This window comes from Bacillus sp. FSL W8-1141, from assembly GCF_038593205.1.
Classification (GTDB): Bacteria; Bacillota; Bacilli; order Bacillales; family Bacillaceae; genus Bacillus; species Bacillus altitudinis.
The window spans coordinates 2,829,108-2,854,120 of record NZ_CP151973.1; the positions used below are offsets into that span (position 1 = coordinate 2,829,108).

General features: G+C 43.4%; 22 protein-coding genes, 22 tRNA genes, 3 rRNA genes and 1 riboswitch. Of the genes, 8 read left to right on the forward strand and 39 right to left on the reverse strand.

Going from position 1 to position 25,013, the window contains the following annotated elements:
* Positions 1 to 36 precede the first annotated feature (36 nt).
* The gene (locus tag NSQ52_RS14500; protein ID WP_041506519.1) at positions 37 to 513 is read left to right on the forward strand and encodes a tryptophan-rich sensory protein; all 477 of its coding nucleotides are present in this window, start codon (positions 37 to 39) and stop codon (positions 511 to 513) included.
* Between the two features lie 75 nt (positions 514 to 588).
* On the opposite strand, the gene NSQ52_RS14505 is transcribed toward NSQ52_RS14500, so the two are convergent.
* From NSQ52_RS14505 to NSQ52_RS14620, 24 genes are all read right to left on the reverse strand, one after another.
* A tRNA-Glu gene (locus NSQ52_RS14505) sits at positions 589 to 660 on the reverse strand.
* 7 nt (positions 661 to 667) lie between these two features.
* Positions 668 to 758: transfer RNA gene (locus tag NSQ52_RS14510), tRNA-Ser, on the reverse strand.
* 3 nt (positions 759 to 761) lie between these two features.
* Positions 762 to 836, reverse strand: a tRNA-Asn gene (locus NSQ52_RS14515).
* A 6-nt stretch (positions 837 to 842) separates the two neighbouring features.
* Positions 843 to 919 (reverse strand) — tRNA-Ile (locus NSQ52_RS14520).
* A 16-nt stretch (positions 920 to 935) separates the two neighbouring features.
* Positions 936 to 1,009, reverse strand: a tRNA-Gly gene (locus tag NSQ52_RS14525).
* Between the two features lie 11 nt (positions 1,010 to 1,020).
* Positions 1,021 to 1,096, reverse strand: a tRNA-His gene (locus NSQ52_RS14530).
* A gap of 24 nt (positions 1,097 to 1,120) precedes the next feature.
* Positions 1,121 to 1,193: transfer RNA gene (locus tag NSQ52_RS14535), tRNA-Phe, on the reverse strand.
* A 17-nt stretch (positions 1,194 to 1,210) separates the two neighbouring features.
* Positions 1,211 to 1,287 (reverse strand) — tRNA-Asp (locus NSQ52_RS14540).
* A gap of 15 nt (positions 1,288 to 1,302) precedes the next feature.
* A tRNA-Met gene (locus NSQ52_RS14545) sits at positions 1,303 to 1,379 on the reverse strand.
* Positions 1,380 to 1,401: 22 nt separating this feature from the next.
* A tRNA-Ser gene (locus NSQ52_RS14550) sits at positions 1,402 to 1,494 on the reverse strand.
* Between the two features lie 7 nt (positions 1,495 to 1,501).
* Positions 1,502 to 1,578 (reverse strand) — tRNA-Ile (locus tag NSQ52_RS14555).
* Between the two features lie 4 nt (positions 1,579 to 1,582).
* Positions 1,583 to 1,656 (reverse strand) — tRNA-Met (locus NSQ52_RS14560).
* 26 nt (positions 1,657 to 1,682) lie between these two features.
* A tRNA-Ala gene (locus NSQ52_RS14565) sits at positions 1,683 to 1,755 on the reverse strand.
* 8 nt (positions 1,756 to 1,763) lie between these two features.
* A tRNA-Pro gene (locus tag NSQ52_RS14570) sits at positions 1,764 to 1,840 on the reverse strand.
* A gap of 7 nt (positions 1,841 to 1,847) precedes the next feature.
* Positions 1,848 to 1,924 (reverse strand) — tRNA-Arg (locus NSQ52_RS14575).
* A gap of 11 nt (positions 1,925 to 1,935) precedes the next feature.
* Positions 1,936 to 2,021: transfer RNA gene (locus tag NSQ52_RS14580), tRNA-Leu, on the reverse strand.
* Between the two features lie 12 nt (positions 2,022 to 2,033).
* A tRNA-Gly gene (locus NSQ52_RS14585) sits at positions 2,034 to 2,105 on the reverse strand.
* 30 nt (positions 2,106 to 2,135) lie between these two features.
* Positions 2,136 to 2,218, reverse strand: a tRNA-Leu gene (locus NSQ52_RS14590).
* Between the two features lie 7 nt (positions 2,219 to 2,225).
* Positions 2,226 to 2,301 (reverse strand) — tRNA-Lys (locus NSQ52_RS14595).
* Positions 2,302 to 2,338: 37 nt separating this feature from the next.
* A tRNA-Thr gene (locus NSQ52_RS14600) sits at positions 2,339 to 2,414 on the reverse strand.
* Between the two features lie 33 nt (positions 2,415 to 2,447).
* Positions 2,448 to 2,523, reverse strand: a tRNA-Val gene (locus NSQ52_RS14605).
* 557 nt (positions 2,524 to 3,080) lie between these two features.
* Positions 3,081 to 3,196, reverse strand: a 5S ribosomal RNA gene (gene rrf / locus NSQ52_RS14610).
* A gap of 61 nt (positions 3,197 to 3,257) precedes the next feature.
* Positions 3,258 to 6,188: ribosomal RNA gene (locus tag NSQ52_RS14615) — 23S ribosomal RNA — on the reverse strand.
* Between the two features lie 182 nt (positions 6,189 to 6,370).
* Positions 6,371 to 7,919: ribosomal RNA gene (locus NSQ52_RS14620) — 16S ribosomal RNA — on the reverse strand.
* The 16S, 23S and 5S rRNA genes sit together here, the layout of an rRNA operon.
* A 390-nt stretch (positions 7,920 to 8,309) precedes the next feature.
* A riboswitch (TPP riboswitch) is annotated at positions 8,310 to 8,412 on the forward strand.
* A gap of 96 nt (positions 8,413 to 8,508) precedes the next feature.
* Between NSQ52_RS14620 and thiT the strand changes: the two genes are divergently transcribed.
* Positions 8,509 to 9,084, forward strand: a complete 576-nt coding sequence (thiT, locus tag NSQ52_RS14625) for an energy-coupled thiamine transporter ThiT (RefSeq protein ID WP_342473499.1) — start codon at positions 8,509 to 8,511, stop codon at positions 9,082 to 9,084.
* A gap of 240 nt (positions 9,085 to 9,324) precedes the next feature.
* Here thiT and NSQ52_RS14630 read toward each other — a convergent pair whose 3' ends face one another.
* On the reverse strand, positions 9,325 to 9,879 hold the full coding sequence (locus NSQ52_RS14630) for a GNAT family N-acetyltransferase (protein WP_342473500.1): 555 nt from the start codon (positions 9,877 to 9,879) through the stop codon (positions 9,325 to 9,327).
* Between the two features lie 149 nt (positions 9,880 to 10,028).
* On the opposite strand from NSQ52_RS14630, the gene NSQ52_RS14635 reads away from it, so the two are divergent.
* Genes NSQ52_RS14635 through ftsW form a run of 3 tightly spaced genes read left to right on the forward strand, consistent with a single transcriptional unit; the run spans position 10,029 to position 12,996 of the window.
* Complete coding sequence (locus tag NSQ52_RS14635; RefSeq protein WP_342473501.1) at positions 10,029 to 10,688, forward strand: DUF1232 domain-containing protein; 660 nt, start codon at positions 10,029 to 10,031, stop codon at positions 10,686 to 10,688.
* Between the two features lie 14 nt (positions 10,689 to 10,702).
* Positions 10,703 to 11,857, forward strand: coding sequence for a rod shape-determining protein RodA (gene rodA / locus NSQ52_RS14640; protein ID WP_008344041.1), 1,155 nt, complete (start codon positions 10,703 to 10,705; stop codon positions 11,855 to 11,857).
* Entirely contained in the window at positions 11,854 to 12,996 is a 1,143-nt protein-coding gene (gene ftsW, locus NSQ52_RS14645; RefSeq protein ID WP_342473503.1) for a putative lipid II flippase FtsW, read from the forward strand. The genes rodA and ftsW overlap by 4 nt, the downstream gene beginning before the upstream one ends.
* A gap of 31 nt (positions 12,997 to 13,027) precedes the next feature.
* On the opposite strand, the gene NSQ52_RS14650 is transcribed toward ftsW, so the two are convergent.
* Together NSQ52_RS14650 and NSQ52_RS14655 are read right to left on the reverse strand one after the other, a co-directional pair.
* A complete protein-coding gene (locus NSQ52_RS14650; RefSeq protein WP_008344044.1) occupies positions 13,028 to 14,575 on the reverse strand; it encodes a flotillin family protein in 1,548 nt (515 codons plus the stop codon).
* A gap of 11 nt (positions 14,576 to 14,586) precedes the next feature.
* Entirely contained in the window at positions 14,587 to 15,117 is a 531-nt protein-coding gene (locus NSQ52_RS14655) for a hypothetical protein (protein ID WP_301231811.1), read from the reverse strand.
* A 205-nt stretch (positions 15,118 to 15,322) separates the two neighbouring features.
* Here NSQ52_RS14655 and NSQ52_RS14660 point away from each other — a divergent pair, with 205 nt between their 5' ends.
* Complete coding sequence (locus tag NSQ52_RS14660) at positions 15,323 to 15,802, forward strand: DinB family protein (protein ID WP_047946755.1); 480 nt, start codon at positions 15,323 to 15,325, stop codon at positions 15,800 to 15,802.
* 40 nt (positions 15,803 to 15,842) lie between these two features.
* Here NSQ52_RS14660 and NSQ52_RS14665 read toward each other — a convergent pair whose 3' ends face one another.
* Positions 15,843 to 17,051: an iron-containing alcohol dehydrogenase gene (locus NSQ52_RS14665; RefSeq protein WP_025207855.1), complete on the reverse strand. Its 1,209-nt coding sequence runs from the start codon at positions 17,049 to 17,051 to the stop codon at positions 15,843 to 15,845.
* Positions 17,052 to 17,078: 27 nt separating this feature from the next.
* Positions 17,079 to 18,548 carry a betaine-aldehyde dehydrogenase gene (gene betB / locus NSQ52_RS14670; protein ID WP_041507663.1) on the reverse strand — a complete coding sequence of 490 codons (1,470 nt, stop codon included), beginning with the start codon at positions 18,546 to 18,548 and terminating at the stop codon, positions 17,079 to 17,081.
* A 206-nt stretch (positions 18,549 to 18,754) separates the two neighbouring features.
* On the opposite strand from betB, the gene NSQ52_RS14675 reads away from it, so the two are divergent.
* The gene (locus tag NSQ52_RS14675; protein ID WP_041507664.1) at positions 18,755 to 19,312 is read left to right on the forward strand and encodes a GbsR/MarR family transcriptional regulator; all 558 of its coding nucleotides are present in this window, start codon (positions 18,755 to 18,757) and stop codon (positions 19,310 to 19,312) included.
* Between the two features lie 72 nt (positions 19,313 to 19,384).
* Positions 19,385 to 19,457: transfer RNA gene (locus tag NSQ52_RS14680), tRNA-Ala, on the forward strand.
* A gap of 59 nt (positions 19,458 to 19,516) precedes the next feature.
* Here the strand turns inward: NSQ52_RS14680 and NSQ52_RS14685 are convergent.
* From NSQ52_RS14685 to NSQ52_RS14730, 10 genes are all read right to left on the reverse strand, one after another.
* On the reverse strand, positions 19,517 to 19,963 hold the full coding sequence (locus NSQ52_RS14685) for a hypothetical protein (RefSeq protein WP_058336837.1): 447 nt from the start codon (positions 19,961 to 19,963) through the stop codon (positions 19,517 to 19,519).
* A gap of 88 nt (positions 19,964 to 20,051) precedes the next feature.
* The gene (locus NSQ52_RS14690) at positions 20,052 to 20,879 is read right to left on the reverse strand and encodes an N-acetylmuramoyl-L-alanine amidase (protein ID WP_342473504.1); all 828 of its coding nucleotides are present in this window, start codon (positions 20,877 to 20,879) and stop codon (positions 20,052 to 20,054) included.
* 19 nt (positions 20,880 to 20,898) lie between these two features.
* A complete protein-coding gene (locus tag NSQ52_RS14695) occupies positions 20,899 to 21,162 on the reverse strand; it encodes a phage holin (RefSeq protein WP_019743388.1) in 264 nt (87 codons plus the stop codon).
* 12 nt (positions 21,163 to 21,174) lie between these two features.
* On the reverse strand, positions 21,175 to 21,387 hold the full coding sequence (locus NSQ52_RS14700) for a BhlA/UviB family holin-like peptide (RefSeq protein ID WP_017367922.1): 213 nt from the start codon (positions 21,385 to 21,387) through the stop codon (positions 21,175 to 21,177).
* A 36-nt stretch (positions 21,388 to 21,423) separates the two neighbouring features.
* Positions 21,424 to 21,567 carry an XkdX family protein gene (locus NSQ52_RS14705; RefSeq protein ID WP_178897252.1) on the reverse strand — a complete coding sequence of 48 codons (144 nt, stop codon included), beginning with the start codon at positions 21,565 to 21,567 and terminating at the stop codon, positions 21,424 to 21,426.
* Positions 21,564 to 21,884 carry a hypothetical protein gene (locus NSQ52_RS14710; protein WP_045034524.1) on the reverse strand — a complete coding sequence of 107 codons (321 nt, stop codon included), beginning with the start codon at positions 21,882 to 21,884 and terminating at the stop codon, positions 21,564 to 21,566. The genes NSQ52_RS14705 and NSQ52_RS14710 overlap by 4 nt, the downstream gene beginning before the upstream one ends.
* 12 nt (positions 21,885 to 21,896) lie before the next feature.
* Positions 21,897 to 23,378: a hypothetical protein gene (locus NSQ52_RS14715; RefSeq protein ID WP_256734168.1), complete on the reverse strand. Its 1,482-nt coding sequence runs from the start codon at positions 23,376 to 23,378 to the stop codon at positions 21,897 to 21,899.
* Entirely contained in the window at positions 23,338 to 24,501 is a 1,164-nt protein-coding gene (locus tag NSQ52_RS14720; protein WP_342473507.1) for a hypothetical protein, read from the reverse strand. Before NSQ52_RS14720 ends, NSQ52_RS14715 begins: the two co-directional genes overlap by 41 nt.
* Positions 24,473 to 24,682 carry a phage portal protein gene (locus NSQ52_RS14725; RefSeq protein WP_072368326.1) on the reverse strand — a complete coding sequence of 70 codons (210 nt, stop codon included), beginning with the start codon at positions 24,680 to 24,682 and terminating at the stop codon, positions 24,473 to 24,475. The genes NSQ52_RS14720 and NSQ52_RS14725 overlap by 29 nt, the downstream gene beginning before the upstream one ends.
* Positions 24,679 to 25,008: an XkdW family protein gene (locus NSQ52_RS14730; protein WP_335364744.1), complete on the reverse strand. Its 330-nt coding sequence runs from the start codon at positions 25,006 to 25,008 to the stop codon at positions 24,679 to 24,681. The genes NSQ52_RS14725 and NSQ52_RS14730 overlap by 4 nt, the downstream gene beginning before the upstream one ends.
* Between the last annotated feature and the right edge of the window lie 5 nt (positions 25,009 to 25,013).

Genomic DNA, 25,013 nt, shown 5'->3' on the forward strand with positions numbered 1-25,013 from the left:
AGTTGAAGAGTGAATTGATTGGGAGGAGATTTCTGGATGGCTAAAAAAAGTATCATTTGGGCGGTTATCGTCTTCTTTATTACATACGCATTATTTTCTATTGCAGGGTTCCTGTTCCCTATCGACAGAGAATGGTATGACGCACTAAATAAACCTGAATGGACACCTAGTGGTGGTGTCATCGGTGCGGTCTGGGCTGTCTTATTCGCCCTCATTTCGTTATCTGCCGCCATCATTTATGCAAAGTATGGTTTTCAAAAAATCACATTACCATTTTGGATTCTGTTTCTTTTAAATTATGTATTCAATCAAGCCTTTAGCTTTTTTCAATTTACACAAAAAGATTTATTTGCAGCTACGATCGACTGCCTGCTTGTAGCACTGACAGCACTCGCACTTGTCATCGTCTCACGTAAACTAAGCAAAGTTGTCCCAATTTTATTGATTCCTTATGTTTTATGGGGATTCTTTGCGACATACTTGTCTTATACGATCTATTCCATGAATATGTAAAAAAGACCGCTATGATGGCGGTTTTTCGTTTTGTGGAAAATAAAAAAGAGGTCTTTATTAGACCTCTTTAAAAAATGACCCGTACGGGATTCGAACCCGTGTTACCGCCGTGAAAGGGCGGTGTCTTAACCGCTTGACCAACGGGCCAGAAAAATGGCGGAGAAGGAGGGATTTGAACCCTCGCGCCGCTTGCGCGACCTACACCCTTAGCAGGGGCGCCTCTTCAGCCACTTGAGTACTTCTCCATTTGGCTCCGCAGGTAGGATTCGAACCTACGACCGATCGGTTAACAGCCGATAGCTCTACCACTGAGCTACTGCGGAAAGTCATGGTGGGCCTGAGTGGACTCGAACCACCGACCTCACGCTTATCAGGCGTGCGCTCTAACCAGCTGAGCTACAGGCCCATGAACGATATGCAAATGGAGCGGGTGATGGGAATCGAACCCACGACATCAGCTTGGAAGGCTGAGGTTTTACCACTAAACTACACCCGCAAAAATATGTATGGGGCGATTGATGGGAATCGAACCCACGAGTGCCAGAGCCACAATCTGGTGCGTTAACCACTTCGCCACAACCGCCATACTGATATTTATTTGTAAAAGTGGCTCGGGACGGAATCGAACCGCCGACACACGGATTTTCAGTCCGTTGCTCTACCAACTGAGCTACCGAGCCATGTATTCATTTGAAAATGGCGGTCCGGACGGGACTCGAACCCGCGACCTCCTGCGTGACAGGCAGGCATTCTAACCAACTGAACTACCGGACCATTAGAGAAAAAATTTGGTTGCGGGGGCAGGATTTGAACCTGCGACCTTCGGGTTATGAGCCCGACGAGCTACCGAACTGCTCCACCCCGCGATGATATCATTTTTTAAAAATATGGCGGAGGAAGAGGGATTCGAACCCCCGCGGGCTTTGACACCCCTGTCGGTTTTCAAGACCGATCCCTTCAGCCGGACTTGGGTATTCCTCCGTATAGATGGTGGACCTTGTAGGACTCGAACCTACGACCGGACGGTTATGAGCCGTCTGCTCTAACCAACTGAGCTAAAGGTCCTTTATAGCGGCGGAGGGGATCGAACCCCCGACCTCACGGGTATGAACCGTACGCTCTAGCCAGCTGAGCTACACCGCCATGATATAAAATAATCTTTTGAAAAGTGGAGCCTAGCGGGATCGAACCGCTGACCTCCTGCGTGCAAGGCAGGCGCTCTCCCAGCTGAGCTAAGGCCCCATAAAAGATGGTCGGGAAGACAGGATTCGAACCTGCGACCCCTTGGTCCCAAACCAAGTGCTCTACCAAGCTGAGCTACTTCCCGATCTTAATGGCGCGCCCGAGAGGAGTCGAACCCCTAACCTTTTGATCCGTAGTCAAACGCTCTATCCAATTGAGCTACGGGCGCTTATTTTATAATGCCGAGGGCCGGACTTGAACCGGCACGGTAGTCACCTACCGCAGGATTTTAAGTCCTGTGTGTCTGCCAATTCCACCACCCCGGCGTGGATGGTATAAGCGGAAGACGGGATTCGAACCCGCGACCCCCACCTTGGCAAGGTGGTGTTCTACCACTGAACTACTTCCGCATTACAGGATTTCTTTATGTTGTTTGGCAATGCGGGTGAAGGGACTTGAACCCCCACGTCATAAAGACACTAGATCCTAAGTCTAGCGCGTCTGCCAATTCCGCCACACCCGCATGAAAATGGTGAGCCATGAAGGACTCGAACCTTCGACCCTCTGATTAAAAGTCAGATGCTCTACCAACTGAGCTAATGGCTCGCTTTTAAAGCGACTTGTCTATCTTACCATATGAAAGTGGTGCCGGCAAGAGGACTTGAACCCCCAACCTACTGATTACAAGTCAGTTGCTCTACCAGTTGAGCTACACCGGCTTTATCTATCCTAACATTATGTAAGAATAAATATGGTGGAGGATGACGGGCTCGAACCGCCGACCCTCTGCTTGTAAGGCAGATGCTCTCCCAGCTGAGCTAATCCTCCACTATGTAGGAATCTCTCGATCCGACAAAGATTATTATATACAGGTTTCACTCATTTGTAAAGGCTATATTAAAAAAATTTTATTTCATTTTTCATGACGTATTTCTTTTAACAGATGATGTTGATGTTACCAGTCAAAACGGCTTCAATTCAACGATTAACAGCTGTATTTCTCTTCTTTATATTCTCTTTAAAAACGAGTAAATCCTTTAAAAATATCAACAGCCTTTCAATTTTTATACTTTAATGATATAGATATTTCTTTATTTCAACTGTTAAACGCAATGAATGTTTTGATTTCAATAAAATAGACTTATACAACTCCATTTAAATGAATGAATTTGTATCAGGCATCTATACACCTGCTATTCTTTCTCTCTATTACTTTTCTCCATACTTAAAAGTGAACATGCTTCACAGACTTTCACGTTGATTTAGAGCATCTCCACACTTGTAGTAAATTAAAACAACCTGATTTATACCACATATGTATCAAGGTGATCTTCTTTCAAACAGCACAAAAAGACCAGTTCCGACTGGAACTGATCCTTTGAAAGGCTTGGCGGCGTCCTACTCTCACAGGGGGAAACCCCCAACTACCATCGGCGCTGAAGAGCTTAACTTCCGTGTTCGGTATGGGAACGGGTGTGACCTCTTCGCTATCGCCACCAAACCTGATGGAGAGAATGTTCTCTCAAAACTAGATAACAATGTTCATTTTTCACATTAGAATATAGGTTAAGTCCTCGATCTATTAGTATCTGTCAGCTCCACGTGTCACCACGCTTCCACCTCAGACCTATCAACCTGATCATCTTTCAGGGATCTTACTTCCTTGCGGAATGGGAAATCTCATCTTGAGGGGGGCTTCATGCTTAGATGCTTTCAGCACTTATCCCGTCCGCACATAGCTACCCAGCGATGCCCTTGGCAGAACAACTGGTACACCAGCGGTGCGTCCATCCCGGTCCTCTCGTACTAAGGACAGCTCCTCTCAAATTTCCTGCGCCCGCGACGGATAGGGACCGAACTGTCTCACGACGTTCTGAACCCAGCTCGCGTACCGCTTTAATGGGCGAACAGCCCAACCCTTGGGACCGACTACAGCCCCAGGATGCGATGAGCCGACATCGAGGTGCCAAACCTCCCCGTCGATGTGGACTCTTGGGGGAGATAAGCCTGTTATCCCCGGGGTAGCTTTTATCCGTTGAGCGATGGCCCTTCCATGCGGAACCACCGGATCACTAAGCCCGACTTTCGTCCCTGCTCGACTTGTAGGTCTCGCAGTCAAGCTCCCTTGTGCCTTTACACTCTGCGAATGATTTCCAACCATTCTGAGGGAACCTTTGGGCGCCTCCGTTACATTTTAGGAGGCGACCGCCCCAGTCAAACTGCCCACCTGACACTGTCTCCCTGCCCGATAAGGGCAGCGGGTTAGAAGGTCAATACAGCCAGGGTAGTATCCCACCGATGCCTCCACCGAAGCTAGCGCTCCGGTTTCCAAGGCTCCTACCTATCCTGTACAAGCTGTACCAACATTCAATATCAGGCTGCAGTAAAGCTCCACGGGGTCTTTCCGTCCTGTCGCGGGTAACCTGCATCTTCACAGGTACTATAATTTCACCGAGTCTCTCGTTGAGACAGTGCCCAGATCGTTGCGCCTTTCGTGCGGGTCGGAACTTACCCGACAAGGAATTTCGCTACCTTAGGACCGTTATAGTTACGGCCGCCGTTTACTGGGGCTTCAATTCGCACCTTCGCTTACGCTAAGCGCTCCTCTTAACCTTCCAGCACCGGGCAGGCGTCAGCCCCTATACTTCGCCTTACGGCTTCGCAGAGACCTGTGTTTTTGCTAAACAGTCGCCTGGGCCTATTCACTGCGGCTTCTCGGGGCTTTAACACCCTAAGAAGCACCCCTTCTCCCGAAGTTACGGGGTCATTTTGCCGAGTTCCTTAACGAGAGTTCTCTCGATCACCTTAGGATTCTCTCCTCGCCTACCTGTGTCGGTTTGCGGTACGGGCACCTCTCACCTCGCTAGAGGCTTTTCTTGGCAGTGTGGAATCAGGAACTTCGCTACTAAATTTCGCTCGCCATCACAGCTCAGCCTTCACGGGAAACGGATTTGCCTATTTCCCAGCCTAACTGCTTGGACGCGGATATCCAATACCGCGCTTACCCTATCCTCCTGCGTCCCCCCATTGCTCAAATGGTGAGGAGGTGGTACAGGAATATCAACCTGTTGTCCATCGCCTACGCCTTTCGGCCTCGGCTTAGGTCCCGACTAACCCTGAGCGGACGAGCCTTCCTCAGGAAACCTTAGGCATTCGGTGGACGGGATTCTCACCCGTCTTTCGCTACTCATACCGGCATTCTCACTTCTAAGCGCTCCACCAGTCCTTCCGGTCTGACTTCACTGCACTTAGAACGCTCTCCTACCACTGTTCGTAAGAACAGTCCGCAGCTTCGGTGATACGTTTAGCCCCGGTACATTTTCGGCGCAGAGTCACTCGACCAGTGAGCTATTACGCACTCTTTAAATGGTGGCTGCTTCTAAGCCAACATCCTGGTTGTCTAAGCAACTCCACATCCTTTTCCACTTAACGTATACTTTGGGACCTTAGCTGGCGGTCTGGGCTGTTTCCCTTTCGACTACGGATCTTATCACTCGCAGTCTGACTCCCAAGGATAAGTCATCGGCATTCGGAGTTTGACTGAATTCGGTAACCCGGTAGGGGCCCCTAGTCCAATCAGTGCTCTACCTCCGAGACTCTTACCTTGAGGCTAGCCCTAAAGCTATTTCGGAGAGAACCAGCTATCTCCAGGTTCGATTGGCATTTCACCCCTACCCACACCTCATCCCCGCACTTTTCAACGTGCGTGGGTTCGGGCCTCCATTCAGTGTTACCTGAACTTCACCCTGGACATGGGTAGATCACCTGGTTTCGGGTCTACGACCACGTACTCATGCGCCCTATTCAGACTCGCTTTCGCTGCGGCTCCGCATCTTCTGCTTAACCTTGCACGGGATCGTAACTCGCCGGTTCATTCTACAAAAGGCACGCCATCACCCGTTAACGGGCTCTGACTACTTGTAGGCACACGGTTTCAGGATCTATTTCACTCCCCTTCCGGGGTGCTTTTCACCTTTCCCTCACGGTACTGGTTCACTATCGGTCACTAGGGAGTATTTAGCCTTGGGAGATGGTCCTCCCGGATTCCGACGGAATTTCACGTGTTCCGCCGTACTCAGGATCCACTCTGGAGAGAACAACATTTCAGTTACAGGGCTGTTACCTTCTTTGGCGGGCCTTTCCAGACCTCTTCGCTTATATCGTTCCTTTGTAACTCCGTATAGAGTGTCCTACAACCCCAAGAGGCAAGCCTCTTGGTTTGGGCTGTTCCCGTTTCGCTCGCCGCTACTCAGGGAATCGCATTTGCTTTCTCTTCCTCCGGGTACTTAGATGTTTCAGTTCCCCGGGTATGCCTTCTCATACTCTATGTATTCAAGTATGGATACTACTCCATTACGAGCAGTGGGTTTCCCCATTCGGAAATCTCCGGATCAAAGCTTGCTTACAGCTCCCCGAAGCATATCGGTGTTCGTCCCGTCCTTCATCGGCTCCTAGTGCCAAGGCATCCACCGTGCGCCCTTTCTAACTTAACCATTTCTTACTTTAGAAAGAATCACTATGTGTGATGAACTTTGCATTGCATTCAATGTGAATGTATTACTTATTGTTATCTAGTTTTCAAAGAACAATCCTGTCTCGCTAGAGACATGTTTGAAGGAATGATCCTTCAAAACTAAACAAGACGAAAAACGTACGCTGCTCCATATATCCTTAGAAAGGAGGTGATCCAGCCGCACCTTCCGATACGGCTACCTTGTTACGACTTCACCCCAATCATCTGCCCCACCTTCGGCGGCTGGCTCCATAAAGGTTACCTCACCGACTTCGGGTGTTGCAAACTCTCGTGGTGTGACGGGCGGTGTGTACAAGGCCCGGGAACGTATTCACCGCGGCATGCTGATCCGCGATTACTAGCGATTCCAGCTTCACGCAGTCGAGTTGCAGACTGCGATCCGAACTGAGAACAGATTTGTGGGATTGGCTAAACCTTGCGGTCTCGCAGCCCTTTGTTCTGTCCATTGTAGCACGTGTGTAGCCCAGGTCATAAGGGGCATGATGATTTGACGTCATCCCCACCTTCCTCCGGTTTGTCACCGGCAGTCACCTTAGAGTGCCCAACTGAATGCTGGCAACTAAGATCAAGGGTTGCGCTCGTTGCGGGACTTAACCCAACATCTCACGACACGAGCTGACGACAACCATGCACCACCTGTCACTCTGTCCCCGAAGGGAAAGCCCTATCTCTAGGGTTGTCAGAGGATGTCAAGACCTGGTAAGGTTCTTCGCGTTGCTTCGAATTAAACCACATGCTCCACCGCTTGTGCGGGCCCCCGTCAATTCCTTTGAGTTTCAGTCTTGCGACCGTACTCCCCAGGCGGAGTGCTTAATGCGTTAGCTGCAGCACTAAGGGGCGGAAACCCCCTAACACTTAGCACTCATCGTTTACGGCGTGGACTACCAGGGTATCTAATCCTGTTCGCTCCCCACGCTTTCGCTCCTCAGCGTCAGTTACAGACCAGAGAGTCGCCTTCGCCACTGGTGTTCCTCCACATCTCTACGCATTTCACCGCTACACGTGGAATTCCACTCTCCTCTTCTGCACTCAAGTTTCCCAGTTTCCAATGACCCTCCCCGGTTGAGCCGGGGGCTTTCACATCAGACTTAAGAAACCGCCTGCGAGCCCTTTACGCCCAATAATTCCGGACAACGCTTGCCACCTACGTATTACCGCGGCTGCTGGCACGTAGTTAGCCGTGGCTTTCTGGTTAGGTACCGTCAAGGTGCAAGCAGTTACTCTTGCACTTGTTCTTCCCTAACAACAGAGCTTTACGATCCGAAAACCTTCATCACTCACGCGGCGTTGCTCCGTCAGACTTTCGTCCATTGCGGAAGATTCCCTACTGCTGCCTCCCGTAGGAGTCTGGGCCGTGTCTCAGTCCCAGTGTGGCCGATCACCCTCTCAGGTCGGCTACGCATCGTCGCCTTGGTGAGCCGTTACCTCACCAACTAGCTAATGCGCCGCGGGTCCATCTGTAAGTGACAGCCGAAACCGTCTTTCATCCTTGAACCATGCGGTTCAAGGAACTATCCGGTATTAGCTCCGGTTTCCCGGAGTTATCCCAGTCTTACAGGCAGGTTACCCACGTGTTACTCACCCGTCCGCCGCTAACATCCGGGAGCAAGCTCCCTTCTGTCCGCTCGACTTGCATGTATTAGGCACGCCGCCAGCGTTCGTCCTGAGCCAGGATCAAACTCTCCGAAAAAGTACAAAACCGAAGTTTTGCTTTTCGCCAGTTTGACTGACTACCTATGATGTATCATAGGATTTTTTATAAAAACTCGAATTAACAGGTACGTTTTGTCTTGTTTAGTTTTCAAAGATCATCTTCGTTATCGCTCAGAGGCGACTTTATTAATATAACATTCTATCAAGATGAAGTCAACAACTTTTTTCTTGAATGTTATTTCTCAACCGCGCTGTTTCAGCGGCGAATACAAATATAACACCTTTTAAAAGAAGAAACAAGTATTTTTTCTAAATAATTTATTTTTCCTGATCTCTTCCTATATATTCGTACAAAAAGGGTTTAACTCCGTAATTCACTATTGTTGATCCTGTAGGTCTTTAGTATATTTATAATAGATTGAAATTTAATAACCGCAGGGGGAGCCTCGTGCTGAGAGTGAACAATTCGTTGTTCTGACCCTTTGAACCTGTCAGTTAATACTGAAGTAGGAATGTGGAATCACTTGCATACATGCATGTATGCAAGCCGATATGTTTTTCTATGAATCACATACTCATCCTGACATGGTCTCTCCTTGCACAATTCGTGAAAAGGGGATTTTTTTATGCAACAATCAAATCAATTAGTACGACTGATGGAGATCGCCATCATGACTTCTCTTGCACTTGTTTTAGATTATTTATCAGGTCTCTTTTTAAGAATGCCAAACGGCGGGTCAATTGCACTGATCATGATTCCTGTCATTCTCATGTCCATTAGATGGGGCGTGTCTGCTGGATTTATCATCGGTGTGTTAATCGCAGGACTACAGCTGATGAACAATCCTATTATTGCTACACCTGTACAAGGATTTCTCGATTACTTTGTCGCATCTGTTGTGATTTGTTTAAGCGGGCTATTTTCAGGATCAATTAAAAAAGCCATTCAGGATAAAAAGCGAAAGAAACAATTCTTCTATATTATCCTAGCTGTATTTGTCGCCAGTTTCTTCAGACTGCTGACGTTCTTTATTTCAGGTGTAATTTTCTTTTCTCATTATGCACCAAAAGGAACACCAGGATGGGTGTATTCATTAGTTTATAACAGCACATATATGATTCCTTCATTTATCATTTGTAGTATTGTTCTTTGTTTACTCATTCCTAGTGCGTCTCGTTTGGTTTTTCCTCGACAAAAATAACCCAGCTGTTTCAGCGGGTTATTTTTTTATGCATAATTTGCTGCTCTATTGAATCTATTAATAGTAGAAGATTTCATGCTGGAGGTACGACAATGAATCCTTACTCCATTATGCTGTGCTGTTACATCCTCAGTCTCGCCTACTTTTTGGCCAGTTTCTATGAGGCATTAAAAATAGCAGGTGTGGAAGGAAAAGTAGAAGCTTCTCCTTTTATATCTTATATTTTACTCGCCACCCTTTTTACTTTTTTCTCTCATTATTACTGGAAGCTGACGATATAATCTGTTGAATCTGAGCACTTAGTACAGACAGCTCCCATCCATACCCTATTTCTTCATGGTTCTCACCAGCCAGCTCAAACTGGCTGGTGACGGCAAAACTAGGTTGAAGTTTTTGATAAAATTGCTTCGCTGAATTTTGCTCAAATACCCAGAGCAGCATATTCTGATAGCCTTTCTCTATTAAATAATCCACACCTTTTGCAATCAAAGCCATCCCCGCTCCTGATTTCTGTTTTCTCTGCAACAAATAGATGGCATAAAGCTCACCATCATATATTGAATATCTCTCATCACGCTGTTTTCCGAAGGAAGCAAAACCAAATACTCCGTCAGCATCCTCTGCGACAAACGTGCCTTCAAGTGACTTGCTTCTCCAGCTCTCTTCCCGCTCCTCTACATTCAAAGCATCTAAATACTCTTGTGAAATAATGCCATGATAAGTCGTTTGCCAGCTCTTCACATGAATTTCGGCAATTTTAGGAATATCATTATGTACTGCATGTCTAACCTTCATCTGCACACCCCTTTTAGCCATTTCTTACTCTATGTTTCATATGATAAGTTGCTATTTTATAAAATTCAATCCTTAATGGATATTCGTTGACATTTTGTCAACACCCCTATATATTGGGTACGACTTCTTCTATTGAAGAGTTGAACTTTATGAAAAGGGTGAAGAAAGAGATGGAATTTAAAACAACTGAGCTTCGGCAGTTTTTAAAAGAACAACTGCAAATACGTTCTCTTTCATTAAGAGAACTCAGTACACAAACAGAAATTGATAAAGCCACACTGTCTAGAATCATGAACGGAAAAAGAAAACCGACTTTGAACCATTTACAGCGGCTTTCAGATGCTCTACACATTTCTTTAGATCATCTATTGACCACGGCTGGATTTTCTATTAAAAACGAAAGAGTTCACGGTAATACGTTCATTCAAGCAGTAGAAGAGATTGAGCGAACGCTGAAAGATCATGATGTCTATGACGGGAAATTCAGCGAGAATGAACTGAAACAGAAGCTAAATGAATATGAGACCTATAGTCAATCAGACGAGGGAAAAGAAACGATCTCAGCATATTTTGAAAAAAAGATAGATACGATAAGTGGTGTTGGGCCATTTCTTGATCAATTGAAAAGCATGTACAGCTCGTTCATGAGCAGACGGGGGACTTCTCGAGAATTGATGTTGATGGGAGGCGCATTACTTTACTTCATTATGCCCGTTGATTTAATACCAGATTATATTTTTCCGATCGGCTATATTGATGACGCTGCAGCGGTGCAGGTCGTATTAAACCAGCTGACAAATAGGTCATAGCAGGTGACAGAGACATGAAAAAACAGAACAGCATTGACTTCGCATTATTATTCACTGTCATTTGTTTCTTTGTGATCAGCCTACTGGCTGTGTATAGCGGATCGGGACAATATGAAACACAAGATATGTTTTATTTCGTCAAAAGACAAGTTTTCTGGTATATCGTCGGCTTTGGCCTTATGGCGGCAGTTGCTTACTTTGATTATGAACTGCTTGAGCGGTTATCTTTTCGATTATTTGCAGGTGGTCTTTTCCTCATCATTCTCGTTCATTTTTTTGGCACGAATCAAAATGGCTCCCAAAGATGGATCAGCTTGGGGCCCATGAAAGTGCAACCATCAGAATTTATGAAAATTTTTGTCATTCTTCTGTTAGCGGCTATTTTAAATCGATACAAACATCAGCGCTTTTCGTTTAAAGAAAGCATGATTCCTACAATGAACATCATATGCTGGACCGCTGTTCCTTTTTTCCTGATTTTAATTCAGCCAGATTTGGGGACGGCACTTGTGATCTTGTCTATTGCTTTTACACTGATGCTTGTGTCAGGCATTTCAAGTAAGATGATCGCTGCATTAATCGCTTCTTTTCTCGCGCTTCTTGCATTTTTGACCTACTTGCACAATGAACATTTTGAGCACTTTACAAAAGTGATTAAACCTCATCAGCTTGATCGCATTTATGGGTGGCTCTCCCCAGATGAATTTGATTCGACATATGGGTATCAACTGAAACAAGCAATGCTTGGCATTGGGTCAGGGCAATTATCAGGAAGCGGGTATACAAAAGGAAATCAAGTACAAGGGGGAAATATCCCTGAAGCCCATACAGATTTTATATTTGCAGTCATTGGCGAGGAGTTTGGTTTTATCGGCGCCTCCCTATTGATCTGTTTATATCTTATGATGGTCTATCGAATGATTCATGTGGCAATGCATGCGAATACCCTTTATGGGCTTTATATATGTGCTGGAGTGGTTGGGCTGATCGTTTTTCAAGTCTTCCAAAACGTTGGGATGACAGTAGGGCTAATGCCTGTGACTGGTCTTGCCCTTCCTTTTATCAGCTATGGAGGCAGTGCGCTTTTAACCAATATGATTGCCATTGGCCTTGTGTTTAGTGTCAATTTGAGGTCCTCATCCTACATGTTTGGACGTAACTGGGATTGAAGGTGATGTCATTGATTCTTTCTCACCTAAAAAAAATCGACCACATTCTTGCTGGGACGATTGTTTGTCTTTGTTTCTTTGGATTACTAATGGTGTACAGTGCGAGTTATCCTTTAGGCGAAATAAAATATGGAAAGGGTAGCTACTTCTTCATGAAACAGTGGCAATGGCTTTTGATTGGGTTCTTCTTTTTCATCGCTGCGGCCCTTGTTCCATATCAAGCTTACCGTAAATGGATTCGGTGGCTTGTGATGCTGTCATTGTTATGTCTTCTCCTTGTCCTGCTTCCTGGAATCGGTGTTGTCAAAAATAATTCACAACGATGGATTCAATTGGGCTCTCTGATCATCCAGCCGTCTGAGGCTGTGAAATTAGTGATGATCATCTATTTCGCCTATGTATATGCAAGGAAACAAGCGTACATCACATCCTTTAAAAAAGGAGTACTGCCTCCACTTCTTCTTTTAAGTCTAGCTTTTTTATTGATTTTAAAACAGCCAGATTTAGGTACAGCAGTTTCTATTTTATTGAGCTGCGGTATCGTCTTATTATGTGCTGGACTTAAAACACGCCACCTCATTCTACTAGGTTCGACGGCTGCGGCAGGGATCACTTTTTTTGCTGTGACCGCTCCTTATCGTTTGAAACGGATCACTTCTTTTCGTGATCCTTTCATGTATGAAGATGGAGATGGTTATCAGCTGATCCATTCTTATCTCTCCATGGATTCAGGGGGACTGACCGGGAATGGTTTAGGCGGAAGTATTCAAAAACTAGGATTTCTTCCTGAAGCCCATACAGATTTTATTATGGCCATCATCAGTGAAGAGCTGGGAATCATGGGGCTGTTGTTTGTGATGGGTGCCTACCTACTCATCATGTATCGCGCCGTTCGAATCGTTCAAGGTTTACAAGATCCATTTGGAAAGCTATTAACGATCGGGCTTACTTTTCAAATTATGATTCAAGCAGCCTTTAATCTAGGAGCTGTCTTTGGGCTTCTCCCCATTACAGGCATTCCTCTTCCCTTTATTAGCTACGGCGGATCTTCATTGGTGTTCATGATGATATCTGCAGGCATTCTTGTGAATCTCTCTTCATCTATCAAAAGACACCGGCATGTGCCCCAAGTAAAATAGACACCCTCTATCAGAAGGTGTCTTTTGATTTTTATTCTTCTATTTGACGATCAGCAATTTCTTTTTTTCTTGGCTGTTTGATTTCATTCGTCAGTTCTTGGATGCTTTGTTTCACATTGCCTTTGCCAGAGAAATTCTCAATAATTTCTTTGACATCAATTCCAGAGGAAGCTTTCAGGCTTTCTTGAAGACTGGACATAAGGTTTGTCGCATAGCCGGTCACTTTGTTGGCGCCGCTGCCTTCCCCGTTACCACCTGTATCAACAACTGTAATTTTATCAATGTTAGAAAGTGGAGCAGATACTTGTTTCGCATATTCAGGTAGCATTTTCACAATCATATCAAGAATCGCCGCTTGACCATACTGTTCGAATGCTTCTGCAATTTTCTCTTTCGCTTCTGCTTCCGCAAGTCCTTTCAACCTAATGACTTCTGCTTCTGTTTCCCCTTTTGCACGATCGGCTTCCGCTTTGGCAAGCCCGTCAATCCGAACTTTCTCTGCTTCTGCTTTTGCCATTGCTTCAATGCTGTATTTCTTCGCATCTGCTTCTGCAAGACGCTTCGCTTTTTCCGCCGCAGCCGACTGCTCAACAGCATAACGGTCCGCATCTGCTTTCTTTTTCACTTCAGAATCGTATTGACGCTCACGACGCTGGATCTCTTTTTCTTCTAATTCAATTTGCTTCTGACGTTCAATGATTTTGACTTGCATTTCTTGTTCAGTTACGTGCTGACGATTACGAGCTGTTTCAAGATCGTACGCTTGGTCAGCGCTTGCTTTTGCTGTATCTTGTTCACGTCTGAATTCTGCTCTTTTCAGCTCATTGATTTTTTCTGCTTCAGCGATTTCAGTGGCACGCTCAAGCTCAGATTTCTTCGCATCTTTATCTGCTTCTGCACGTTTGATACGTGTTTCTTTATCTGCTTCTGCTGTCGCAATATCTGCATCGCGTTTCACTTGAGCAATTCTAGGTTTACCTAGTGATTCTAAATAGCCATTTTTATCACGGACATCTTTGATTGTAAACGATACAATGACAAGACCCATTTTCGCTAGATCTTGAGAAGCGACACGCTGTACTTCTTGAGAAAATTTCTCTCTGTTTTTATAAATCTCTTCAACTGTCATTGACCCTAAAATGGAGCGAAGGTGTCCTTCTAGTACTTCTCTTGCTTCATTTTCACGATCTTCTTTTGTTTTCCCTAAAAACTGCTCTGCCGCAGTGGCGATTTCTTCAATTGATCCGCCAATTTTAATGATGGCCGTTCCATCCGCCATGACCGGTACACCTTGTTCAGTATAGACTTCAGGCGTTGAAACATCTAGCTTGCTAGATAGTAAGCTGAGCGGCTCTGCTTGTTGAAAAACAGGGAGTACAAAGGTACCTCCACCTCTTACAATCTTAATCTTGTTTCCACCTTCATCCACGTGGACATTTTTACTTCCGAGGTAACTTCCTGTGACAATTAATGCTTCATCTGGACCAGCTGTCCGGTATTTCGAAACAAATACACCAATAAGTGCAATGAGAATCACAAGCACAATTCCAATAATAATTAATATGGTTGTTCCTGGCATAGCATTCCCTCCTAGATTTCTTCATTTGGTATAACAGATAACACGCCTTTGTTCACTTCGACGACCAGCACCCGGGTTCCATATGGAATCTCCTCTTCGTCGAAACTGACGGCAGGCTTTGAGATTTTTCCGCTGTTACTAATTAACAGCACTTCTCCAAACCCATCTTTTGGTACAGATACAATGATCTCCCCAGTTCTTCCTTTTAGGTCGGCCTCCGTATATGAAAGAGATTCTTCAGCAGAGGAAAGCGGGACTAAGACAAATACATTTAAACAAGTAACGAGAATCACTGCGAGGATGGCAGATAATACGGCGCCAAGTCCACTTCCTACAATTGCTGTTTTTTCAGAGATAAATCCTCCAGCCGAGAAAAAGGTAAGAAATGCGAGGATCAATGTTGGTTGAAGGAACGGGACAGGAATCGCTTCAAACAATCCATCAAATACATCGCCAAAAAAGACGAAAACAAGCGTCAGGATTCCTGATACCATCAATATGTATAAGTACAGCGTCTGAAGAGGCAGCCCAAATACATCCATCTTCCTCACCCTTTCTTTATGAAATGAGCAGCTTTTCATTCATTTAGACCATGCTCACATCCAAGTGTATTCCTTCTAACAGGTAATACGAACCACTTTTGTAAAGGTTTCATTTTTCATCACAATTCATTAAAGGATTTCTCGGATAGCTAAAGAATGATTGTCTTGTACCAGTATGATAAAATTTGATCTTGAGGTGAGAGAAATGAGTTTATTACATGAAGCAAGACAAGAATTGTGGCAAGAGCTGCAAGGATTGAGCGAAGAACAATTAAATCAAAAATTATCTGATGATACTTGGAGTATTCAAGAAGTTGCAGATCATTTAAAGAAGATGGACCTAGTTGCAGCAAAACATCTAGCTGCCGAGGGGAAAAAAGCACCGATTAAAGAATATGAGCCAAAGCCGGTGGAAATGGCAGAGGATCGTTCAAAAAAAGCCACTGCGCCTAGTATCGTTGCGCCTGATCGCAAGCATGTAACACCTACACATTTAAAGGATGAGCTCGATACAGCACGTGAGAAGCTCAATCAAATTTTATCAACGTTTACAGAGGAAGATTTCAAACGCGTGATTGCACATCCTGTGTTTGAAGAACTTTCATTAAAGCAATACCTTGATTTTATCGGCGCACATGAAAAGCGCCATATTCATCAAATTAAAGAAATTAAAGAACAGCTATAAGATGTAAAAAAGACTCCCTTTTGGGAGCCTTTTTTCATTGTTACACTGTTTTAGGTGTTAAATCAAAGCAGCGAGCGTAAATCCAGTTGTATGCTTTTTCGTTCAGGTCTCTTGGGTTTCCAACTGTTTGCGGATCTTTCATTGCTTCTTTAGATAAACGGTCGATCATATCTTTTGGTACACCTTGTTCTTCTAATGAAGGAACTTCTAGGTCTTCCACTAAATCATACATCCAATTCACTGCTGCTTTTGCAGCTTCCTCTGTTGTCATTCTGCTTGTATCAATACCGAATGCTTGCGCAATTCGAGCGAATTTCTCTGGGTACCCTTTCCAGTTATATTCCATGACAGGTCCCATCATTGCCGCTACACATTGACCATGTGCGACTGGAATAATGCCTCCAAGCGTTTGGCTCATCGCATGGGCTGCGCCAGCTGATTCACTGCCATAGGAAAGTCCGGCAAGCATCGCAGCTTGTGCCATGCCATATCTTGCTTCCAAATCCTCTCCATCGGCAAAGGCACGGCGAATATAATGAGCAGCATATTCAATGGCCATGAGCGCTACCGCATCTGTAATCGGCTGAGCAAACTTCATCGTATAGCATTCGATCGCGTGAGCAAGCGCATCGATACCCGTCATTGCCGTCACATGCGGCGGCATAGATACATGAAGCTCAGGATCAATCACTGTTAGGTGAGCTGCAATGAGCGGTCCACCTGTGTTGAATTTGAATTCCCTTTCTTCGTCAGTGATCACTGCCCACTGCGTGACCTCTGAACCTGTACCAGCCGTTGTCGGAATTGTGGTTAACGGAGGGATTCTATTTTCAAGCGGTTTTTTCCCCTCAGCCGCTTCGTAATCAAGAACTGATCCTTCATGAGTCGCTTCCACACCGATAGCCTTCGCTGTATCCATTGAGCTTCCGCCGCCTACTGCGACTAAACCATTACAGCCTTCTTTTTCATATAACGCAGATCCTTCACTCACTAAACGGACTGGCGGGTTTGGTTCTACTTTATTAAATAGAACCACATCAACTTGCGCTTCTTTTAATGAAGCAATCACTGGATCTACAACACCTGCTTGATAAATACCAGGATCTGTGACAAGCAATACCTTTGAAACGCCGTATGCTTTCACTTCTTCCCCAACATGTTTCACTGCCCCAATGCCATGCTTGATGACAGTCGGAATTTCAAACGTATGGAATTTTTGCATGCTTTCAATTTTCATATTTAACGTCATATAGAATCTCCTCCAGATAAGTGATATTTATTTAAACCAATGAACCGCTTCTGGTTTTGTATTTCGATATAAATGTTTTAGTTCCGTATATTCTTCAAGGCCCGTACGTCCTAATTCACGTCCAAGACCTGATTGTTTATATCCGCCCCACGGTGCTTGGGCAAAATAAGGATGGAAGTCGTTGATCCAAACCGTGCCTAATCTTAATTGACGAGCCACTCGTTCGGCTTTGCCGATATCAGAAGACCAAACTGCTCCTGCTAAACCATAAATCGTGTCATTTGCCAGCTCGATGACTTCTTCCTCTGATCGGAAGGATTCGACAGTGAGGACTGGTCCAAACACTTCTTCCTGAACAATTCGCATGTCTGATGTACAGCCTGAGAAAATCGTCGGCAAGTAGAAGAATCCTTTTTGAAGCTCCTCTGCATCAGGTCGTTTCCCACCTGTTTCTAATGTTGCGCCTTCGTCTAAACCGATGCTGACGTATTTTTCTACTTTTTCTCGATGCTCAGCTGAGATAAGCGGTCCGCTCTGGGTTCCTTCATCAAAGCCGTTGCCTAGCTTGATTTTTTTCGTACGCTTCACCAGTTCTTCTAAAAATTCATCGTGAATGGATTCTTCCACTAACAAGCGTGAACCTGCTGAACACACTTGCCCTGCATGGAAAAACACAGCATTCATTGCCTGGTCAACCGCTACGTCTAAATCAGCATCTTGAAAGACGATATTCGGGTTTTTCCCGCCGAGCTCTAGGGCGATTTTCTTCACATTCCCGCTGGCTCCCTGCATGATTTTCTTACCTGTTTCAATACCGCCTGTGAATGAAATTAAATCGACTTGGTCATTGACAGCCAGCTCATCTCCAACAGTTGCTCCAGGTCCAAGCACTAAGTTGGCAACGCCTGCTGGAACACCCGCTTCTTCCATAAGTTTGAAAACTTTGATCGTGGTTAATGGTGTAATTTCACTTGGCTTTAGTACGATTGTATTTCCAGCTGCAAGGGCAGGAGCGATTTTCCAGCTCGCTTGAAGCAATGGATAGTTCCAAGGAGTGATTTGACCGCATACACCGACAGGTTCTCGGACTAATTCGCTTTTTGAGTTTGGAATAGGCGATGCAATGATTTCCCCGCCATCCTTATCAGCAAGCCCCGCATAATATTGGAACACGTTCGCAATATCGTCCATATCAGCTTTGCTTTCTTCTAATGTTTTACCCGTATCAAGTGATTCTAATTTGGCTAATTCATCTAGGTCTCGCCTAATCAATTCAGCAATTTTGAACACAATATTTCCTCTTTCAAGTCCAGGCATGTTTGCCCAATCACCTTGATCGAAGGTTTTTCTTGCTGCCTTAATGGCTAACTGCGCGTCATTTCTTGATCCTTCACTGACTGTCGCGATCACTTCTTGATTAAATGGATTGATGATATCTCTTGTATCGCCACTCTTAGCGCCAACCCATTGTCCATCGATAAATAGTGTTTGACTCATAGAAGGAACCTCCTCTGATTCTCTTTGGTAAATTTGTTAAATAAAAATTTAACGTTTTGAACATAATTAACTTAACATGTTCAAATTTTTCTGTCAAAGGGAGATATGTTTCATTTATTTTGACATTTTGCATTCTTTCGTTAACATATAGTCCATAAAGATTTTTTTGAACGTATTGAATTCACTTAATAGAAAGCAGGGACAAGATGAAAAAGCAGGAACAGCCACAAGCAGAAGAACGCATTTTAGCTGCTAAGGATCTCGTCATTGATTCCATCGCTGAAACAATGGATCTCTATGGCATTACTAGAAGTGCGGGTATTCTATATGGGACGATGTATTTAAATGAGGAAATGACGCTGGATGAAATGCGTGAAGAGCTGCAAATGAGTAAGCCTAGTATGAGTACGGGTGTGAAAAAACTGCAAGACATGAATATTGTCAAAAAGACTTTTCACCGTGGCCGAAGAAAACACAGCTTTGTTGCTGAGAAAGACTTTTTTAAGTTTTTCATGAACTTCTTCCCGCAAAAATGGGAACGAGAGGTTGAGGTCAATCTAGCAGCGATTGAAGAAGCGCAAGAACGCCTTCAAGATGTAGCTCGTGATGATCAGGCGGAGGAACATGAAAAAGAGGAAGCGAAACAGCTCATTGAACAGCTTGAAAGCTCAAAAGCCTATTATGACTGGCTTAGACGATTAGCCCACTCGGTTCATTCGGGAGACATCTTTGACTATATTCCGATTGATCAGAAAGAAAAATAGCCGGGGTGTTTGTGTTTTACAGCTTGAATTTTACAGGAGGATTGATTATAATAAGTTATGTCGTAATACTTCGGGGCATTAGCTCAGCTGGGAGAGCGCTACGCTGGCAGCGTAGAGGTCAGCGGTTCGATCCCGCTATGCTCCATTATCAAAAGCCTATCCAATGATGGATAGGCTTTTTCATTTGATTTTACTCATAAAAGCTTATTTGTCTGGTTCTTGAATTTGATAACCAAAGACTCCTTTTATCTCAACATCCCCACAGCCTTCTTTTTTGGTCAGTTTAATACCATGGGGTCTATAAATGTAGCGCCCACTTGATAAAATTCGGTCTGTTGCACTTAGATCATATTGGTTACCTGTATACTCTTTGACTGATGACGGAAAATCCGTTCCTGATAAGGATGTTCTGAAGAGTGTCACCTCTAAAGTACAACCCTCTGCATTTAGTATAGAAAATTGGTAGCCGTGAGTAGATGGATATTGTTCAGGATTATTTTGACCTCCTGGTACCCACAGATATTTTTCCTGTTCCGTCATGATGAAATCAACTTCTACTTCTCGATAAATGGTCTTAGCTGCAACCTTTTCCATATTAAAATGGAACATGACAATGAACCAAAGAGACATCATTACACTTATCCGCTTCATACAACCCCTCCATTCATTTTTACCATTATACAATAAATAACACCAAAAATGGTTTTATTTTACTTTTTTATAATGAATAAGGGTTGCTTCATTCCATATGTGTTTCTATGACCTTTCTTAATGTTTCTTTGGTCTTTGGACCATATATGCCATCTGGGGTTAACCCATGCATCATTTGAAATCGAGACACTGCATTCGCAGTCTTGGGTCCGTAGTACCCATCGATTCCATTATTGATCGCTCCCTTATCAGGATAAAAATAAATCGATGCTAAGGCTTGTTGTACAGCTTTTACAGCTGACCCTTTTGTAAGAGGCTTCGTCACTTTTAAAATACCTGCAGGCAAACTGTATGTTTTTTTGACCTTGTTGGTTTTAGATGTTGATCTCGTTGATATGGTTTTGATAGATGTTTCTTTCACAGGTTTAGCTGTTGTCATTTGACTTGATGCTGATGCAATACCAGCTTTGAAGCCATCCCACCGATTTAACAGCTTACGCGGACACTCTTTCCCGCTCCAATGCTTATGCGGCACCACGTTTGATAAAGGAATTCCTAAATCCCCCATCAGTTTTCGAATGAGCCATTGGGCGTTTTCAACGGCTTGTTCAAAGTTACCGCCTGCATTTTCACAAATTTCAATTCCAATTGATTTCATATTGCCGGTTCCCCTGCCATCTCCTGCGTGCCAGCCATTTTCGTTTAAAGGTAAATGCTGATAAATGACCTGATCATCGACCGTGTAGTGCCAGCTAACCCCGGTACTTGCCCGAGCAACAAATGCTGCATGATTTGCCGCATCAGCCCCCCGTCCAGTGTTCGATGTATTATGCACCGTAATATAGAGCGGCTTCATCCTGTTTCCTGGTCTGTTGCGATTTTGTTTTGGGATGAGTGCTTGAATGATCTTCACCATATTGTTTCTCCTTCAAAAATTATTTTGTTAACCCTCTTTGTTTCAGGGCATCTTTTTGCAATTGACCTTTATAGGTCACATAATTATTTTTAAACCAAGCGATCACGGCAGTGACCATAGTGAAAATTGTGGAACCTGCCACATATAGTGCCTCTCCTGCGGTTTGCACTTGCTCCTCGCTAATCGGCAGCACTGTTTGTCCAAACATGACAAGCGTTTGGTTGATAAGCGCAATAAAAAGAAGCACTGTGCGAATCACAGTGCCTTTGTCGAATGTTTTCATGATGTTTCCCTCCTATTTTAAATTCCGTTCAATTTTATCGAGCTTGTCGATCACGACGTCATACTTCTCACTAAACTTTGCTAACACATCATTTTGCGCCTCGATTTGCTCATTGAGTTTGTTTTCTCGTTCTTTTGTAGTGTTGAGAACATAAAACAGAATCCAGCAAAAAAGAACGGCGAATGGGCCTTGTGTCATTAAGTTTTGAACGACATCTACTTCCATTTGAATCACCTTCTTTCCGGCAAAAAAATAAAGCCATTAGGCTTTGTATATTTCTCCAGTTATATTTTGATAGTCTTCTGCCGAGATCCAGCCAATGCTTACATAAAATGCAATGTCCTCTGGGCCGTAACACTGCCAGTCCCAGAATTGTTTGATATCCGCTACAGTTGGAAACATCATTCTGAAGCACCTACTTTTTGCATAGCTAATAGCTGCGTTAATTGTTTTGATAACAAAGCATTTTGTTTCTTTAAAAGTTCGATATCACTTGGCGGGAGTGGGGCCGGTTTTAAGCTGTCTATATACTCTTGGGTCGCTGATTCATACCATTGTTGTTTTTTTACATCAAATGCTGCTTTATAGAAGGATGGATTATTAGGTGGAGCAATTGTTGTACATTGATCTGGCACTACATAATTTCCTTCGTCATCCACCTGAGACACTTCTATAGGTCTGACCAATTCGTATCGATGATTGTATTCATAGACTTGTATCATACTATCACTTCCTTAATTTAATGGGATGACCGTGTCTAAATAGTAGCCAGTTACCGCACTATCATTTGCTGATAATAAACCAGTTAGCTTTAGCTCTCCTGTTTTGTATATAAGTAATTTACTATGACCCGTTGTACCTGATACGGGAACTGATACTACTAGGCCTTTATCTGGTAAGCCTGTAATTGGAATACTTCCACAGATAACTTCTCTATTTGCTTTTAGGTGACCTCTCAACAATAATAAATTTCCCCATCTAGTATATTCAACTGGTCTTTCTCCAATAGAAGAACCATTACCTAAGGTTACATTTAGCCACTTAACATTTTCAAAATCAGCATCAGTCACTAGTTTTTTCCACCCTTTAAAAACACCATCAGTATGGACTGTTCCGAACCAATGAGTGTTGTCGTAACTTCTGCAGACATGAATGGTCTTTCTACCATTTACAGTTTCTAAGATATCGATATTAAACCAAGAAGAATCATTATCGACAGGCATATTTACAATATTAGATCCTACAGCAAAGTAAAAGCCGGATGGCAGCGTTAAAATATCAGTTCCTATTGACATTGAAAGTCTTAATCCCTTTGAATTTAATAGGTTATGGTCATTGAGACGTTTCCAACCGCTCCACTCTTGTTGTGTACCCGTTACATCAGTTGTTGAACGGTTAATATAAACATCTCCTGTATTGTTTGCACCGATGACCCATCCATAGGTATTTTCACTAAAAACAGACAAAGCCCTCATGGAACTTCTTGTCGGAAGATCTGGATGTGCTTCATGAATGTACCATGAATGAACTCCCGGCAATTTTATCAGCTTATCTAAAATACTAGGATCATCCGCATTAATTCTTTCAAAAGCTTTTCCATCGTCAGCAGTAATTTTAGATAATTGTCCTGCATCCCATTTATTTTTTTCGTTTTGAGTAGGCATTTGCAGCCAATTGATCGCAATGTCATTCACATGATAGTAAAAACAAAATGCATTACCTGAAGTGTCGATTGCGATTCCTACACCGATATTATTTTGACCTACTAGCTGAAAGCCTCTTAATGCAGCATTTCCTATAGCTGGAGAATCGACTACTCCAGAACCACCTGGCGCATAAAATGAGCAAGCCCCTAGCGCTTTAATTCCCTCATAGATACTGCCACCAGCAGGGATATTAATCAATTGGGACCCGTTATCATTTGTCAGTTTATATAGCTGTGATTCGTTCCATTTTTTCTTTTCCGAACCAGATACGTGAGGAATTGGATCTCCCGTATGAAGGTTGAATTGTTCTAGTAGTTCCTGATCATTTTCAATCAAAATTTTCACTAAATCGTTAAAGAGATCTGCATGAGCTTTATCACTCGTCTTAAAAGGTTGAGGTGTTTTTATAACGGTTTCTCCTTCCAAAAATACTTTATTATTAAGCGATATTATGATAAAAGCAACTAGTTCACTTCGTTCTAAATCGGAAACCAAACGTGATAAATTCATTAGGATTCAGATCATTAGAACAATATTGGACACAAACTTTTCCATCTGTCCCGATTGCTGTCCTATGAATTTGTGGTGTACTACTCTTACCTATGCTTGACGCTACTCCAATAAAGTGAGTCGATTGCATTGGTCTAAATCCTTCTTTTAAGGTAAAAGCAACAGAGTCAAAACCAACCTTACCACCGGTAATTGACCCAATAATTTCAACCACACCTAATGCATCTTTACTATATTGCACGGTGTGGGGAATACCATCGACAGAATTATATATTTTCCAACCATTATCGAGCTGCGGAAGTTCTACCTTGTTCCACTTCACCTCTTCATCCGCAGCAGTCAGTAATCTACGCCAGCCCTGCCAGCCTAAATTTAAATCAAGATAGTTCGTAAAGACGTTATTACGATAATCTACAGCAATCACCCATCCAAACGTCCCCTTGTTATTACTGTCCGCAGATGTAAAGTGATAAAAACCGCGTGCAGATAAAGCTGAAGGATTGTCCTGTACACCAGCTGGAGAATAAAATGTGCCAAATGTTTTTCCCGCCTGTGTAATTTTATCGAGTAAACTCTCTGTAGTTCCTACAGATACACGTACACCACCCGTGTCATTTGTAATTTTAATTAATTGGCTGCCATTCCATTTATTTAAATCTGATAAATTTGGTAGAGGTGTCCACGTAATCGTAGTGTGACCAGAATTGTAGTAAAAACTATATGCATTCCCCGCTATGTCTACTGCAAAGCCTGCTCCTATATTATTTTGGCCAACTATTTGCATACCTCTTAGTGATATATTTGACGGTGATGGAGAATCTTCGACTCCAGAAGCTGCATAAAATGTACATGTCCCTTTATCCTTAATCGCATCAAATATTTTTGAATCAGCAGAGACATTGATAAGCTGCATACCGTTATCTGCTGTTATTTTATAAATTTGTGATTCATTCCACTTTTTCTTTTCCACATCTGAGGAATGTAAATTGACATCACTTTTATGAGTTAAAAGTTGCTCAAGTAGCCCCTGATCATTCTCAAGTAAAACCTTTACCATGTCATTGAATAAATCAGCATGGGCTTTGTCGCTAACTTCAAATGACTTTGGTTTTTTTATCTCCATTTCGATCTACTCCTTCTTTTAGAAAGTTTGGGTCAATTTCTTTTAATTGCTCTAAAGTCAGTATGTGCTGGTGATATCCCTCTTTCATCTCTTCCATTGAACAATCCCCTAATTCAATGGCTTGTTTGACCAACTCAGGTGTCACCCATTGAAAATATAATGCCATGACCCAATAATTCATGTTTCACTCCCTCCTTTAATGAAGAGGATCTCATTTTTCAGCGCTTTTAGTTCGTTTGTTAGAAGATCACATTGGTGCTCAAGTTGTTTTCTCATCAGCTTTTCTTTGGCTACTTCTTGTGCTAGATAATCTAGTGGAAGAGGTGGTTGATACCTCGGGTTGGCTTGGGATTCCTCCCACCATTTTTTCAATTCTTCTGCCGTTGGCTTTGGCACATTTAAATGCCACTCGTTTATATACGAACCGTCACCATCATTTCTTAGTTCAAAATCTTTTTGGGGGTCCGCTTCGGGGTATTTATACTTAATGGCTTCATATAAAATCATCAGAA

Bases quoted from the DNA above. Each gene is read 5' to 3' on its own strand.
- NSQ52_RS14500 (WP_041506519.1), top strand. From the start codon at position 37: ATGGCTAAAAAAAGTATCATTTGGGCGGTTATCGTCTTCTTTATTACA.
- thiT (WP_342473499.1), top strand. From the start codon at position 8,509: ATGCAACAATCAAATCAATTAGTACGACTGATGGAGATCGCCATCATG.
- NSQ52_RS14630 (WP_342473500.1), bottom strand. From the start codon at position 9,879: ATGAAGGTTAGACATGCAGTACATAATGATATTCCTAAAATTGCCGAA.
- NSQ52_RS14635 (WP_342473501.1), top strand. From the start codon at position 10,029: ATGAAAAGGGTGAAGAAAGAGATGGAATTTAAAACAACTGAGCTTCGG.
- rodA (WP_008344041.1), top strand. From the start codon at position 10,703: ATGAAAAAACAGAACAGCATTGACTTCGCATTATTATTCACTGTCATT.
- NSQ52_RS14650 (WP_008344044.1), bottom strand. From the start codon at position 14,575: ATGCCAGGAACAACCATATTAATTATTATTGGAATTGTGCTTGTGATT.
- NSQ52_RS14655 (WP_301231811.1), bottom strand. From the start codon at position 15,117: ATGGATGTATTTGGGCTGCCTCTTCAGACGCTGTACTTATACATATTG.
- NSQ52_RS14660 (WP_047946755.1), top strand. From the start codon at position 15,323: ATGAGTTTATTACATGAAGCAAGACAAGAATTGTGGCAAGAGCTGCAA.
- NSQ52_RS14665 (WP_025207855.1), bottom strand. From the start codon at position 17,051: ATGACGTTAAATATGAAAATTGAAAGCATGCAAAAATTCCATACGTTT.
- betB (WP_041507663.1), bottom strand. From the start codon at position 18,548: ATGAGTCAAACACTATTTATCGATGGACAATGGGTTGGCGCTAAGAGT.
- NSQ52_RS14675 (WP_041507664.1), top strand. From the start codon at position 18,755: ATGAAAAAGCAGGAACAGCCACAAGCAGAAGAACGCATTTTAGCTGCT.
- NSQ52_RS14685 (WP_058336837.1), bottom strand. From the start codon at position 19,963: ATGAAGCGGATAAGTGTAATGATGTCTCTTTGGTTCATTGTCATGTTC.
- NSQ52_RS14690 (WP_342473504.1), bottom strand. From the start codon at position 20,879: ATGGTGAAGATCATTCAAGCACTCATCCCAAAACAAAATCGCAACAGA.
- NSQ52_RS14695 (WP_019743388.1), bottom strand. From the start codon at position 21,162: ATGAAAACATTCGACAAAGGCACTGTGATTCGCACAGTGCTTCTTTTT.
- NSQ52_RS14700 (WP_017367922.1), bottom strand. From the start codon at position 21,387: ATGGAAGTAGATGTCGTTCAAAACTTAATGACACAAGGCCCATTCGCC.
- NSQ52_RS14705 (WP_178897252.1), bottom strand. From the start codon at position 21,567: ATGATGTTTCCAACTGTAGCGGATATCAAACAATTCTGGGACTGGCAG.
- NSQ52_RS14710 (WP_045034524.1), bottom strand. From the start codon at position 21,884: ATGATACAAGTCTATGAATACAATCATCGATACGAATTGGTCAGACCT.
- NSQ52_RS14715 (WP_256734168.1), bottom strand. From the start codon at position 23,378: ATGAATTTATCACGTTTGGTTTCCGATTTAGAACGAAGTGAACTAGTT.
- NSQ52_RS14720 (WP_342473507.1), bottom strand. From the start codon at position 24,501: ATGGAGATAAAAAAACCAAAGTCATTTGAAGTTAGCGACAAAGCCCAT.
- NSQ52_RS14725 (WP_072368326.1), bottom strand. From the start codon at position 24,682: ATGAATTATTGGGTCATGGCATTATATTTTCAATGGGTGACACCTGAG.
- NSQ52_RS14730 (WP_335364744.1), bottom strand. From the start codon at position 25,008: ATGATTTTATATGAAGCCATTAAGTATAAATACCCCGAAGCGGACCCC.